We start from the raw sequence: 13,669 nt of genomic DNA, 5'->3' as shown, positions 1-13,669 counted from the left end.
GTTTTGATCGATGTTACTGCGCGCTGATTACGATCGCATTCGCCTTCCGATGCAATACGAGCGTAGGTTTGCCCTTATAGGTATCGCTGCGAACTTCCTTGAAAGCGCATTTGGCGGCAAGTGCTAGTGACGCTTCATTCGCGGGCGAGATAATGCACACCGTCTCTCCTTGCGGCCAGCGCGCATCCGACCATTGCAACGCGGCTTGCACGGCTTCGGTTCCATAGCCCTTTCCCTGGGCCGCTGCAGTCAGCATCCAGCCTGCCTCGGGATTTGCGTCGAACGATGAATCGATACCGCGCTTGTACTGCCCGAAGCCGACTTCGCCCAGGAACGCGCCGCTGTGCTTTTCGCTGACGACCCAATACCCGAAGCCCATCAGTGACCAATGCCCCGCGCTTCTGAGCAGCCGCGCCCATGCTTCTTCTTTGGTAAATGGAACGCCCGTGACATGGCGAACGACATCGATATCGGACCACATGGCGTGGATATCGTGGAAGTCGCTGTGTTGCGGAGGACGAAGAGTGAGACGGCTGGTTTCGAGAACAGGTGGCATAAGTTATTACGTTAAAGGATGGTTGGACGGCGAACGTACGGCGATCACGCCCGCTTCAAACGCTGCGGCTTGTCCATTGACGCAAGCTGCTCATCATGCGTTTCCCTGAGCATATCGACGAAATCCATGGTCAGGCGCGCCCTGGGCTGATGCGGCGGGAATAGCAGATACATCGGGAACATCACGGACGGCGTGAATGGCCGGATCGCAATATCCGGCCCTGCGAAGTCCTGCGCCACGAGGGGATGCGCGAGCGTTACACCCATTCCGCACCGGACCATCTCGCAGCAAATGGCGGCGTATTGCGCCTCGATCGCAAGCACGCGTTCGACGCCTGCACGCGTGAACGCCTCGTCCATCTGCGCACGGGTGCCGTCGCCGTGACATAGCGAAACGAACGGTTCGCCTTCGAAATCCTTCGGCTTGAGCGACGTCTTCTTGGCCAGCCGATGTCCGGCCGGAAGCACGCACACCGCCGCGACCTTCGACAACAGCTCGACCTCGCAATTCGACGCCTCGCTCGAATAGATCGCAACGCCAAGATCGCAGAACTGCGAACTGGTCCAGTGATTGACCGTCCCCGACGTATTCACATGCAGCGACACGGTCACCTCCGGATACTTCGCCTGGAAGCGCTGGATCGCATGCGGCACGAGCGTCATGCCCGCCGATGGCATTGCTGCAATGCGCAATCGGCCGGTGCCGAGATTCTTGATTTGCGCTGCAGCATTTGTCAGCCCTTGCAGGCCTACGTACGCACGCTCCACTTCGCGGAAGAACGAATTCCCTTCGCTCGTCGGAATCAAACGCACACCGCTGCGCAGGAACAACTGCAGCCCGGTTTCACGTTCGAGTTGCGTGATCAGGCGGCTGATATTGGGCTGCGAAGTGAACAGCTCCTTGGCTGCGGCGGTCATGGAACCGGCGAGCATGACGGCACGGAACGCCTCGATATGCTTCAGATTCATGTCAGGCAACCCATATCATTGTTGTATGGGTAGCTATTTTATTCGTATTGGACGATATGCCCCGCGGCGAACAAAATAAATTCGTCCACCCTACATTCGTTGAACATCCGACCCTGCACCGTCTGGAGAAACCATGAAAGAACTGCAGCACGTCCGTCGCTCGTCGTCTTCCCGTTCCTCTCTGCGACAGTGCGCACTTGCACTGGGCGTTGCAGGCGCAATCGGCGCATTCGGCGCGCCGCTCCTCGCGCAGGCCGAGACGACCCTGTATGTCGCGAACGTCGGGGGCTCGAACGAGACCATGTATCGGCAGAAAATCATTCCGCCGTTCGAGAAAGCGCATGACGTGAAGATCGTCTACGTGGCGGGCAACTCCAGCGATACGCTCGCCAAACTGCAGGCGCAAAAGGGTCATCAGCAGATCAACGTCGCCGTGATGGACGACGGCCCGATGTATCAGGCCATGCAGGCGGGTCTGTGCGGAAAGATCGATGAAGCGCCGGTCATGAAGGACCTGTACCCGCTTTCGCGTCTTGGCCCGACGTCCGTGGGCGTGGGCATGGTGGCAACAGGCATCGGTTACAACGCGGACGCCTTCAAGAAGATGGGCCTGCCGGCACCGGACTCATGGAACGTCCTTACCGATAAACGCCTGAAGGGCAAGCTCGGTGTTCCTCCGATCACGAATACCTATGGGCTGCACACGCTCGTGATGCTGGCGCGCATGAATGGCGGCGGCGAGAAGAACATTGATCCGGGTTTCAACACGATCACAAAACAGGTCGCGCCCGATGTGCTTTCGTGGGCCCCCACGCCCGGCGAGATGGACGGCTTGATGCAAAGCGGCGATGTGATCCTCGCGCCGTATGGAAGCGGTCGTGCTGTCGCGTTGCAGAACACGGGCTTTCCGCTGAAGTTCTTCTATCCGAAAGAAGGCGGTGTAGCGCTGCAAGTCGCTGCATGCGCGGTCGCGGAAAATGCGCAACCTGCTTTGTCGCAGCAATTCATCCAGTATTTGCTGAGCCCGGAAGTGCAGACGATTCAGGCCCAGGCGATTGGTCTCGGCCCGGTCAACAAGACGGTGCAGTTGACGCCTGAAGTCGCGGCGCGCGTGCCTTATGGACCCGAACAGATCGCCAGACTGATCGCGGTCGACTGGACGACGATCAACCAGCATCGAACGGAATGGACGGATCGCTGGAATCGCACTGTCGAACGCTGAAATCAACCATAAGCAGACAAGAACCCCCATGAGCTTTCTGACACTCAAAGGCATCTCGAAGCGCTACGGCGACTTCACGGCAATCGAGCAGATCGACCTCGAAGTTGAACGCGGTGAGTTCTTGTCGTTGCTCGGTCCTTCCGGTTGCGGCAAGACCACGACTCTGCAGATGGTCGCAGGTTTCGTCACACCGACCACCGGCACCATCATGCTCGATGGCCGCGACATCACGCACGAACGCCCCGAAAAACGCGGCATGGGTGTGGTCTTCCAGAGCTACGCGTTGTTCCCGCATATGACGGTGAACGGCAACGTGGGTTTCGGTCTCGAGATGCGCAACATGAAGCGCGCGGCGCGCGCCGAACGCGTGGCCGAAGCGCTGGAACTCGTGCGTCTTACCGGATTGGGCGGCCGTTATCCGAAAGAGCTTTCAGGCGGACAACGGCAGCGCGTGGCAATTGCGCGCGCCCTTGCCATGCGGCCTGAACTACTGCTCCTCGATGAACCCATGTCCAACCTCGACGCCAAGCTGCGCGAGGAAATGCATATCGAATTGAGGGGAATCCAGAAGCGTCTCGGCATCACGACAATCCTCGTCACCCACGATCAGGTCGAAGCCATGACCATGAGCGACCGGATTGCGGTGATGCATCGCGGGACGATCGCCCAGTTGAGCACGCCGTTCGAGGCGTACGAGCGCCCGGAGACGCCGTTTGCATCGGCGTTCCTCGGCAAGACCAACTTGCTGCCAGGCGAAGTCCTGCGCCGCAATGGCCGATGCGCGGAAGTCGATGTCGCCGGCACCACGCTCAAGGTGCCGCACGAAGGCCGCCACGTGCAGGGCAAGGTGAATGTGTACATAAGGCCGGAGAAGGTGCACCTGGCAGTCGGTGGTGCAGAGATGCGCGCCACGGGCCGCATCACCACGCGCGTGTTTACCGGCAACCAATGGCTCTTGCTCATCGATACAGGTCTTGGACAGGTCAGCGTAGCGCAGCCGAACAACGGGGCGCCACCGCCGAATGAAGGCGAGCAAGTGGGCCTCATGTGGTCGGACGACGACTTGCGCGTGCTGCAAAAGGAGACACTCGATGGCCACGCTTGACGACGATCGCGCCGGCGCCGCGCCGTGGTTGCTGTCGGCACCTGCACTGCTTCTGTTCTGCGGCCTGCTGCTGGTGCCGCTGCTATTGACGTTCGTGTTGTCCTTCCACGTCTTCAGCGACACAGCGGGCACGCTCGCAACGTACACGTGGCGAAACTACTTCGAGGTAGTCACCGATCCGTATTACGCCGCGATCTTCGGTCGCACCGCGGCGCTCGCGTTCGCGGTGACGTTCTTCTGCATCGTGCTGGGCGTGCCGGAGACCATCGTGCTCGCGCGCATGAAACGGCCGTGGCAATCCATCTGCCTCTTGATCGTGCTCGGACCGTTGCTGATATCGGTGGTCGTTCGAACCCTGGGCTGGCAAATCCTGCTCGGCAACAACGGCGTATTGAACAACGTGCTTCAGGCGCTGCACATCACGTCCGAACCGATCCGGCTCGTCTTCACCATGACGGGCGTCATCATCGCGCTCACCCATGTACTCGTGCCGTTCATGGTGATGTCCGTGTGGGCCACGCTGCAGAAACTCGACCCGCAAGTGGAGTGGGCCGGCCGTTCCATGGGGGCGTCGCCGTTTCGCGTCTTCCGCCGCGTGCTGTTGCCGCAGATCCTGCCCGGCATCTTGTCGGGCTCGATCATCGTGTTCGCGTTGTCAGCGTCCGCGTTCGCAACGCCTGCGCTGATCGGCGGACGGCGGCTGAAAGTGGTCGCAACCGCCGCCTACGACGAATTCCTCGGCACGCTGAACTGGCCGCTGGGCGCGACCATCGCGGTGTTGTTGCTGATTGCGAACGTGGCGATCGTGATGGGCTGCAGCCGGCTCGCCGAGCGCCGCTTCAAACACATCTTCGATTGAACCGGGAGACGTCATGAAACAAAACGGATTCCTCGGTCTGCTGTTCAACGCGCTGTTCCTGACGTTTATCGCGGCGCCGCTGGTCGTGGTGATCGCGGTTGCGTTCACCGACAAAGGCTTCATCTCGCTGCCCTTCGATGGCGCGTCGCTGCGCTGGTTCAAGGCGATCCTCGAGAACGATCAGATCCTCGATGCATTCCTGCTTTCGTTGAAACTGGCGCTGGTTGCATCGACCATTGGCGTGGCGCTCGCCGTCCCGGCGGCGCTCGCGATCGCGCGTTATCGCTTTCCCGGACGCGGCGCGCTCACCGGCTTTTTTCTCTCGCCGATGATGATCCCGGCCGTCGTGCTCGGTATCGCATTCCTGCGGTTCCTGAGCCTGCTCGGGCTCGGCGGCTCGTTCTGGGCGCTGTGCGCGACGCACGTGATCATCGTGTTGCCGTATGCGTTGCGGCTCGCGTTGTCGTCGGCTATCGGGCTCGACCGCGATGCCGAGCGCGCAGCGTTGTCGTGCGGGGCAAGCCGCTTTACCGCATTTCGCCGCGTCGTCCTGCCGATGATCCGCACCGGCGTTGCAGGCGGATGGGTGCTGTCGTTCATCCAGAGTTTCGATGAGCTCACCATGACCATCTTCGTTGCAACGCCCGGCACGACTACGCTACCGGTTGCAATGTACAACCAGATTGCGCAGACGATCGATCCGCTGGTCGCATCGGTATCGACCGTGATGATCGTTGGAACGGTCATCCTGATGCTCGTGCTGGACCGCATGGTCGGTCTGGACCGCGTCCTGATAGGAGAAACACGATGAAAGGCAATGCAGTCGACAGTCCCGACGTGCTGGTGGTCGGCGGCGGGCTGGTGGGGACCGCGGTGGCCTACGGGCTCGCGTGCGAGGGGATGAAAGTGACGGTCCTGGATCAGGGCGATGGCGGCTTTCGTGCATCCCGCGGCAATTTCGGGCTCGTCTGGGTGCAGGGCAAAGGCTACGGCCTGTCGCCTTACGCACGGTGGTCGCGCAGTTCATCGCAACTATGGCCGGGGCTTGCGAAGTCGCTGCTCGAAGAGACGGGGATCGACGTATCGCTGAAACAGCCGGGCGGTTTTCACCTCTGTTTTTCCGACGATGAACTCGCTGAGCGCGAGAAACGCTTGTCCACGTTGCAAGCCGAGCTGGGCGGCGATTATCCGTTCCAGTTGCTCGATGCAAAGGAGTTGCGCGAACGCCTGCCGGCGGTCGGTCCTGAAGTGATCGGCGCGAGCTACACGCCCATGGACGGCCACGTGAATCCGCTCAAGCTCCTGCGCGCGCTTCACGAAGCGATGCAGCGGCGAGGCGTGAAGCTCGTGAGCGGCGAGGAAATCGGACGGATCGTTCCGGATAAAGGCGGGTTCGCCGTGCATGGCAAGAGCGCCGTGTGGCGCGCGCCGCGTGTGGTGTTGTCGGCGGGTCTTGGTAACCGTGCGCTGAGTACGCAGGTTGGTTTGCACGCACCGGTCGCGCCGAATCGCGGCCAGGTTCTGGTGAGCGAACGCGTCGCACCGTTTCTGCATTATCCGACCATCAACGTGCGCCAGACCGACGAAGGTTCGGTGCAATTCGGGGACTCCATGGAAGAGGTCGGATACAACGACTTCACCACCACCGATGTACTGTCGACCATCGCGCGTCGCGGCGTGCGCAGTTTTCCCATGCTCAAGAACGTGCGGCTGGTACGCACATGGGCTGCGTTGCGTGTCTACAGTCCCGATGGTTTTCCAATCTACGAGCAATCGTTGCAGTATCCCGGCGCGTTTGTCGTGACCTGCCACAGCGGCGTCACGCTGGCCGCCGCGCACGCGAAACGCGTCGCGCCGTGGGTCGCGGGCGGCGAGATCCCAGAGGAGCTTCCCGCGTTTCGCGGCGGACGGTTTCTCGAACCAGGCCACGTTGCGGCCAATGCGCATTAGCCGCGTGATGACAGCCAATCCCGTTCACCGACACTTTGCATCGATATGACTTCCAAACCGCTATTCAGGGTGCTCGCACCGGTCGCGCCCGCCGTGGCCGACGACATCGTCCAGATCTGGTTCAACGGCCAGCCGCTCAACGTGCCGGGCGGCCGGTCTGTCGCCGCCGCATTGCTCGCGGCGGGTGTGCAGCGTTTTCGCGCGACGCCGGTATCGGGCGCGCCGCGCGCACCGTATTGCATGATGGGCGCGTGCTTCGAATGCCTGGTCGAAATCGATGGCATTCCAAGCCGGCAAAGCTGTCTTGTCACCGTGCGCGACGGCATGCGCATTCACTCGCAAGAAGGCGCGAGTGATCTTCCGCCAATGTCGTACACGACCAAGGAGAGCATTCATGGCCGCTGAATCTATCGACGTCGCCGTGATCGGCGCCGGTCCCGCAGGGCTCGCGGCAGCCACGCAAGCGGCGCGTGCGGGTCTGTCCGTTGTCGTGCTCGATGAACAGGAGTCGGTTGGCGGACAGATTTATCGTGCGATAGAACGCAGCGATGCGCAGCGCCGCGAGATTCTCGGTCCCGACTATCAGGCGGGCAGCGCGATCGCGACGGCCTTCGCCCGTTCCGGCGCGCGTTACGTGCCGAACGCGTCCGTCTGGCAAGTCACGCGTGAGAAAACGGTGCATTACTTGAAAGACGGAAAGGTCGGCAGCTTCGAGGCGAAGCGTGTGGTGCTTGCGACCGGCGCGCTGGAACGGCCGTTCCCGATCCCGGGCTGGACCTTGCCCGGCGTGTTGACCGCGGGCGCCGCGCAGATCCTGCTGAAGAGCGCGGGCGAAGTGCCGAGCGAACCGCCGGTGCTCGTCGGTTGCGGTCCGCTCTTGTACCTGCTCGGCTGGCAATACGTGCGGGCAGGCGTTCCGATTCGCGCACTCGTCGATACAACCCGCCACGAGGACCGCTGGCGCGCGAAACGCTACATGGTGTCCGCGTTGCGCGCGTGGCCATACTTGAGCAAAGGCCTGCAGCTGATGCGCACGTTGCGCGACGCCGGCGTGCCAATGCACGAAGCCGCCGACGACCTGCGCGTGGAAGGCGTGATCGGTGAAGACGGCGCTGAGCGCGCGAATGCGCTGACGTTCTCGGTGCGGGGCGTGTCGCACCGGATCGAGGCAAACGTGATCCTGCTGCATCAGGGCGTTGTGCCGAATACGCAGTTTTCCTTATCGTTGCGGGCGTCGCATAAGTGGGACGACGCACAACTCTGCTTCACGCCCACCACCGACAAATGGGGTGAGCTCGATGTCCCCGGCATCTTTGTTGCGGGCGATGGCGGGGGTATCGGCGGCGCGCAGGCGGCGGAGATGCAGGGCGAAGTGACGGCGTTGGCGATCGCGCAGCAACTTGGCGCCATCGATGAAAAAACCCGCGATCAAAGCGCTGCGCCACGTATGCGCAGGCTGGCCGAGGTGATGCGCATCCGGCCGTTCCTCGACAGCCTGTATCGTCCGCGCGATGAAAACCGGGTGCCGAAGGACGAGGTCATTGTGTGCCGCTGTGAAGAAGTGACGGCGGGGCAACTACGCCAGTTCGTGGCACTCGGTTGTCTCGGGCCGAACCAGGCGAAGTCTTTCGGCCGGTGCGGCATGGGACCGTGCCAGGGACGCATGTGCGGTCTCACGGTGACCGAAGTGATCGCCGATGCTCGCAGCGTCACGCCTGAAACCGTCGGCTATTACCGCATTCGCCCACCGATCAAGCCGCTCACGCTCGGAGAACTCGCCGGTGACTAAGCCCGCAGCCAACGAGTCGGACGTGCTGGTGATCGGCGGCGGCTTGCACGGGTCGAGCAGCGCGTTTCATCTTGCGCAGCGTGGCGCGAGCGTGACCGTGCTTGAGGCGGATTACATCGGGCGGCATGCATCGGGCGTGAATGCGGGCGGCGTGCGCACGCTCGGCCGACCCGTGCCCGAGATTCCGTTGTCGCTGATGTCGCGCGAGATCTGGCACAACATCGTGGAAACAGTCGGCGATGACGCCGGTTTCGTCGCGTCGGGGCAGTTGAAGATCGCGGAAACCGACGCCGAACTCGATGAATGCCGCGAACGCGTCGCGCTGCTCGAGTCGCACGGCTTCACGCATGAAAAGATCATCGATCGCGAGACCCTGCTCGAACTTGAACCGGCGATCACGCCGCAAGTCACCGGCGGTATCTGGGTCGAACGCGATGGCTACGCGTTGCCGTTTCGCGCGACGACTGCGTTTCGCAAGGCAGCGGAGCGCAACGGTGCGGTGTTCCACGAAGGGACGCCAGTGACGCGAATCGAACAGATTGGCGAACGCTGGATTGCGCATACGCCGCAAGGGAATTTTTCTGCCGGGCAACTCGTTGTGACCGCCGGCGCATGGGCCGGCGAACTCGCGGCGCAAGTCGGCGAACCGGTTCCCGTTCATCCGGAAGGGCTCATGCTGATGGTCACGCATCGCGTGGCGCCATTCTGTCGCGCGACGCTGGGCGCAACCGGCAGGCCGTTGTCGTTCAAGCAATTCGATAACGGCACGGTCGTGATCGGCGGAAAGCTGATCGGCATTGCGGATCTGCCAGGACGTCACGGTGAAGTCGATTTCCTGCGGCTGGTCAAGAGCGCGAATACCGTGGTCGATCTGTTTCCGCATCTGCGCCATCTCGGTATCAACCGCGCGTGGGCCGGCGTGGAAGCGTTCACGGACGACTCACTGCCGGTGATCTCGCGCAGCAAACGTGCGTCGAACCTGACGTACTCGTTCGGATATTGCGGCAGCGGTTTCCAGCTTGGACCGGGCTGCGGCAAGCTGGTGTCCGAGCTGGTTCTGGACGGCGCGGCGTCGTTGCCGCTCGATGCGTTTGCCATCGACCGGTTCAACGGGTTTAATAGCGCCCCTGCAGCAACAACTTGAACCGCGCTTGAAGCAATGTGCGGCCACTTTCATTTCAAAGGAAGACCATGAGCGATATCGTCAGGATCGAAACCAATCAACGCATGAGCCGGGTTGTGAAAGCGGCGGGGCTGGTGTTCATCGGCGGTCAGACATCGAATGACCGCACGCCCGATGTAAAACTGCAAACGCAGCAAGTGCTTGCGAAGATCGACGGATTCCTCGCGCAAGCTGGCATCGACAAGACGCGGCTGATCTCTGCGCAAATCTGGCTGGCCGATATTGCCCGCGACTTCGCGGGCATGAACGAAGTGTGGGACGCATGGGTCGCGCCGGGTTGCGCACCGACACGCGCAACGGTCGAATCGAAGCTCGCCGCGCCTGACTTGCTGGTTGAAATCACGGTGACTGCGCTGGGCGAATGATGTTTGCAGGGTGGATGGTGCGGTAAGCGGGCAATAAAGGAACCTCCGCCGGAACGCAGATACAATTCGGCAGCGCCTGATTCGTCCAACACCGACCAGATTCCATCCAATGCGTAATCCATCCCGGGCCGTACTCCTTGGCCCGCTCCTGAAGGGCGTCTCGCGGTCCTTCTACCTCACCCTGCGTGTGCTGCCTGTCGGGATGCGCGATCCGATCGGGCTGGCTTACCTTCTGGCGCGCGCCGCGGACACGATCGCGGATACTTCGCTGATTTCGCCGACGCAGCGGCTGGAGCTCTTGTTATCGCTGCGCAACCTGGTGAACGGCGCGCCCGATGACGGTACGTTGACTGAACGCCTCGCGCAGGAGGTTGCAGGCCAGCAAAGTCTCTCCGATGAAAAGGTGCTGCTCGAATCGCTCGGCGGCGCATTGACGGTGCTGTCGCAATTGAGCGACGCCGACCGGACAGCCGTGCGCGGGATCGTGTCTACCCTGACGCAGGGCATGGAATTCGACCTGCATACGTTCCCCGATGAATCGTCGGGCCGCATTGCTGCGCTCAATACGCTCGAAGAACTCGACACCTACACCTATCTGGTCGCCGGTTGCGTGGGCGAATTCTGGACGCGGATGACGTACGCGCACATGCCGGGCACGTTGAAGGGCGAGCCCGGCATCACGTTGTCGAACGGCGTTCGTTTCGGAAAGGCGCTGCAAATGACCAACGTGCTGCGTGATTGCAGCAAGGACTTGCGCATCGGGCGTTGTTATCTGCCGTCGCCCATGCTTAACCGATACGGTCTGTCGCCGGAGGATCTGCTCACACCAGGCGCGTCGCGCCGTGCACAACCGCTGTTGTTCGAACTGTTGCGCCTGACGCTGGACCATTACCGCGCGGCAGTCGACTACACGTTCGCCATTCCAGCACGCTCGGTCCGCCTGAGGCTTTCGTGTCTGTGGCCGGTGTTGATCGGCCTGGAAACGCTGGTACTTCTCGTCAATAACGACGAATGGCTCGATCCCGCGAAAATATCGAAGATCGGTCGCAACAAGGTGTACAGGATCGTTGCAGCTTCGACATTGCTCGAGCCATCGGATCGAATGCTGCGCGCATGGATTGACCGCTTGATTACGCGCATTGAAGCGCGCCTCGACGGCTGAGAAAAACGCGGAAGAGTGCCGCCGTATTCTCGGGATGCGGCAGGGCGGATATCATAGGGGCCGTCGTTCTTACAAGACGACTCTCCGCCCGGCTCGAACCGGACCAGAATTCAAGTAGCAGCACTGGCTCTGTCACGCATGAACTCCACTCCCGATGCCCCCGCACGTCCCGCAATGCGTTCCCTGACACTTCTGGAGGCGCGCGTACTGGGCGTGCTCGTCGAGAAACAGCACACGGTGCCCGATGCTTATCCGCTGTCGGTGAACGCACTGACGCTCGGTTGCAATCAGAAGACTGCGCGCTCACCGGTAATGAACGTTACCGAGGCCGATGTGCTGACAGCTATTGATGAACTCAAGCGCCTGAGCCTGGTATTCGAGGGCAGCAGCAGTCGCGTGCCGCGCTTCGAACACAACATCACCCGTTCGCTGGGCGTGCCGAGCCAGGCTGCCGCGTTGTTGACCACGCTGATCTTGCGCGGCCCGCAGACGCCTGCCGAGTTGCGGCTGAATGCTGCGCGCCTGCACAGTTTTGCGGATATTTCGTCGGTAGAAGCGTTCCTCGACGAACTCGCTGAAAACGAGCCGCCCCGCGTGGTCAAGTTGCCGCGTACACCGGGCGAGCGCGAAAGCCGCTGGGCGCATTTGTTGTGCGGCGAGGTCGCGATCAGCGAGGTATCGACGGGTGCAATGGTCGATGACTCGATTTCCTATAACGACTTCGACCTGTTGAAAGCGGAGCAGAAGCGCTTGGCCGAGGAAGTCGCGCGCTTGCGCGTGCTAGTCGAGAGGATGGCTGGGGAACTGGGGATCAAGGCCGAGGAGTGAGTGAATGGGCGTGGTGCGTTGCAGAGCCTCGCGTGCCAATCTACGTACGTGTGTATGGATAATGATCAGGATACCGATTGCGAACTACATCACGACTCAACTGGGCGAATTCTATGCGGCAAGAAGGAGCCACAACATCCAGGCTGTCATGTATTACGTGCTCGACAGTGGTAACAGCACGTGCGGGATCATGATCAACGGCGCGCCGCTGAGCGCTCCCTACGCAGCGTTCACCGGATTTACAGCAGCGCACGCAGACGTTTGACACTGACGTACGTTGTTGTTGATTCTGTTCTGTGGTCCATGAAAGCCGGAATGGCATCGCGCTATCCCGGCTCTTTGCATGGAGAGCGAAGCGAACTATTTTGACGGTGCCCCATCAGACAGTCGTGCCCGTTTCTTGCTCCGTCCAGACTGGCAACGCATGTATCGGCGCTGTAGACTGCTAACTGATTCAGTTAAGTCTGATCGCCACTCCGGTGCACCCTACCGTCACTCGCATCACCACCCGACACTACTCCACACGCAATGAGCGCGCAGATGAAGCCGATCAAATTTGTCGATGCCAAGTCGTTCTTCGGCATGATCGTCATGATTTTTTTGCTCGTCGTAACGGCAGTGTGGCTCAGTCTGGGCGGGATTTTTACGCGAAAAGGCAGGGAGTGCTTCAGAAAGATTTTTGGCGACAAATAACGCGGGGGAAACTCGGTGAAGAACAACAGTTGGTTTATTTAGGTTTCCTGTATTAATTTCAACTCTGCCTCATTTTTTACAGGGGTCGCATATCCATCACACCGGTCTCACATCAAAAGTCGTCCCCACTCATAGTCGATGCCATCCGGTGTGAACGGGAGGACGCCGGCGCCCGGTGTAAATGTGAGTTCGCCAAAATAAATTTCGCTATCAGGCGCGTACAAATCCACCCGGACGTAGTCGAAATCTTCCGCCAGAATGGCCGCGGTATCCAATATCGCCTTGAGATTGTGGGGCGCGGCAGCGGGCGTATCGCTGCGTTTGTAATAGCCGATCGCGATATCCAGGTGATTCCAATGGATGTCGTAGACGTCGCCATGCGTGTTGTTCCCAAACCGGTCCGAGATCACCAGTATGTACATGGTAGGCCGTCCAGCGTTCCCGCCGAAACAGTGCAGCTTGTAGTCAGCCGGGATCTGGCCGCTTTTATCGAGCAGAAGTTTCTCGAAGAAGATCCGTCTTTTGATCTTGGTGTAGTGACGTTCCCGTCCAACCCGATAAAAATCGGTCGCCAGCCACCTCTCGGCGAGCACCTGAAGCTTCTCAAAGGAGGTTTGCGTCTTGTCCTTCACCACTTCCACGAAACTGCTGCCGTGATTCGCCTTCATTACGAACGAGTTCGGCAGGGCGTCGAAGACCGACTGGGTAAAGCTGTCAGGTGCTGCTATCAGTGGGACCAGATGCTCTTCGCCAAGCTTGGTTCTCACGTAGTCACGAACCGTCAACTTGTCAGTCAAGTCGGCATAGCGAGAATCGGGTTTGATGCTACGTTGCAAGATTTTCTCGTTGAACGTAACCGGATGCAGCAACCTCGGGAAACGGCCAATGAACTTGCGATGCATCAGCGCGAGAAACAGTGCATCGGGCAGCATCGACTTCGCGCCTTCCTTGATCTTTCTGCTCAAGGAAGCGGTCGGTTGCATCGTGGC

General features: G+C 60.7%; 15 protein-coding genes and 1 pseudogene. 13 read left to right on the top strand and 3 right to left on the bottom strand.

The genetic code is table 11. The features are described from left to right. Positions 1 to 13: 13 nt before the first annotated feature. Together AX768_RS16370 and AX768_RS16365 are read right to left on the bottom strand one after the other, a co-directional pair. Positions 14 to 556: a GNAT family N-acetyltransferase gene (locus AX768_RS16370; RefSeq protein ID WP_062001200.1), complete on the bottom strand. Its 543-nt coding sequence runs from the start codon at positions 554 to 556 to the stop codon at positions 14 to 16. Positions 557 to 600: 44 nt separating this feature from the next. Beyond that, positions 601 to 1,524: a LysR substrate-binding domain-containing protein gene (locus AX768_RS16365; protein ID WP_062001199.1), complete on the bottom strand. Its 924-nt coding sequence runs from the start codon at positions 1,522 to 1,524 to the stop codon at positions 601 to 603. A 133-nt stretch (positions 1,525 to 1,657) separates the two neighbouring features. Between AX768_RS16365 and AX768_RS16360 the strand changes: the two genes are divergently transcribed. The 13 genes and pseudogenes from AX768_RS16360 to AX768_RS32820 all read left to right on the top strand — a co-directional run bounded on the left by AX768_RS16360 (position 1,658) and on the right by AX768_RS32820 (position 12,680). Continuing rightward, the gene (locus tag AX768_RS16360; protein ID WP_062001198.1) at positions 1,658 to 2,746 is read left to right on the top strand and encodes an ABC transporter substrate-binding protein; all 1,089 of its coding nucleotides are present in this window, start codon (positions 1,658 to 1,660) and stop codon (positions 2,744 to 2,746) included. 28 nt (positions 2,747 to 2,774) lie between these two features. Next, entirely contained in the window at positions 2,775 to 3,851 is a 1,077-nt protein-coding gene (locus AX768_RS16355; protein ID WP_062001197.1) for an ABC transporter ATP-binding protein, read from the top strand. After that, entirely contained in the window at positions 3,838 to 4,710 is an 873-nt protein-coding gene (locus AX768_RS16350) for an ABC transporter permease (RefSeq protein ID WP_062001196.1), read from the top strand. Before AX768_RS16355 ends, AX768_RS16350 begins: the two co-directional genes overlap by 14 nt. A 13-nt stretch (positions 4,711 to 4,723) precedes the next feature. Further along, positions 4,724 to 5,521: an ABC transporter permease gene (locus tag AX768_RS16345; RefSeq protein WP_062001195.1), complete on the top strand. Its 798-nt coding sequence runs from the start codon at positions 4,724 to 4,726 to the stop codon at positions 5,519 to 5,521. Further along, on the top strand, positions 5,518 to 6,660 hold the full coding sequence (locus tag AX768_RS16340; protein ID WP_062001194.1) for an NAD(P)/FAD-dependent oxidoreductase: 1,143 nt from the start codon (positions 5,518 to 5,520) through the stop codon (positions 6,658 to 6,660). Before AX768_RS16345 ends, AX768_RS16340 begins: the two co-directional genes overlap by 4 nt. 45 nt (positions 6,661 to 6,705) lie before the next feature. Then, positions 6,706 to 7,065 carry a (2Fe-2S)-binding protein gene (locus AX768_RS16335; protein ID WP_062001193.1) on the top strand — a complete coding sequence of 120 codons (360 nt, stop codon included), beginning with the start codon at positions 6,706 to 6,708 and terminating at the stop codon, positions 7,063 to 7,065. Next, positions 7,055 to 8,449, top strand: coding sequence for an FAD/NAD(P)-dependent oxidoreductase (locus tag AX768_RS16330; RefSeq protein WP_062001192.1), 1,395 nt, complete (start codon positions 7,055 to 7,057; stop codon positions 8,447 to 8,449). The genes AX768_RS16335 and AX768_RS16330 overlap by 11 nt, the downstream gene beginning before the upstream one ends. Next, positions 8,442 to 9,593, top strand: coding sequence for an NAD(P)/FAD-dependent oxidoreductase (locus AX768_RS16325; RefSeq protein WP_062001191.1), 1,152 nt, complete (start codon positions 8,442 to 8,444; stop codon positions 9,591 to 9,593). The genes AX768_RS16330 and AX768_RS16325 overlap by 8 nt, the downstream gene beginning before the upstream one ends. A 47-nt stretch (positions 9,594 to 9,640) precedes the next feature. Beyond that, a complete protein-coding gene (locus AX768_RS16320; RefSeq protein ID WP_056360302.1) occupies positions 9,641 to 9,997 on the top strand; it encodes a RidA family protein in 357 nt (118 codons plus the stop codon). A 109-nt stretch (positions 9,998 to 10,106) separates the two neighbouring features. Next, positions 10,107 to 11,159 carry a phytoene/squalene synthase family protein gene (locus AX768_RS16315; RefSeq protein WP_062001190.1) on the top strand — a complete coding sequence of 351 codons (1,053 nt, stop codon included), beginning with the start codon at positions 10,107 to 10,109 and terminating at the stop codon, positions 11,157 to 11,159. A 138-nt stretch (positions 11,160 to 11,297) separates the two neighbouring features. Further along, a complete protein-coding gene (locus tag AX768_RS16310; protein WP_062001189.1) occupies positions 11,298 to 11,987 on the top strand; it encodes a YceH family protein in 690 nt (229 codons plus the stop codon). 79 nt (positions 11,988 to 12,066) lie between these two features. Continuing rightward, positions 12,067 to 12,252: pseudogene (locus tag AX768_RS16305) on the top strand (hypothetical protein); the annotation flags it as partial. Positions 12,253 to 12,527: 275 nt separating this feature from the next. Then, positions 12,528 to 12,680, top strand: a complete 153-nt coding sequence (locus AX768_RS32820) for a hypothetical protein (protein WP_155524266.1) — start codon at positions 12,528 to 12,530, stop codon at positions 12,678 to 12,680. Between the two features lie 107 nt (positions 12,681 to 12,787). On the opposite strand, the gene AX768_RS16300 is transcribed toward AX768_RS32820, so the two are convergent. After that, positions 12,788 to 13,663 carry an ATP-grasp fold amidoligase family protein gene (locus AX768_RS16300; protein ID WP_231941533.1) on the bottom strand — a complete coding sequence of 292 codons (876 nt, stop codon included), beginning with the start codon at positions 13,661 to 13,663 and terminating at the stop codon, positions 12,788 to 12,790. Positions 13,664 to 13,669 lie beyond the last annotated feature (6 nt).

The organism is Burkholderia sp. PAMC 28687 (genome assembly GCF_001577465.1).
In the GTDB taxonomy this organism is placed as follows: domain Bacteria; phylum Pseudomonadota; class Gammaproteobacteria; order Burkholderiales; family Burkholderiaceae; genus Caballeronia.
Note: the sequence above shows the minus strand (reverse complement) of the source record. Positions and strands in the feature narration are given on the sequence as shown.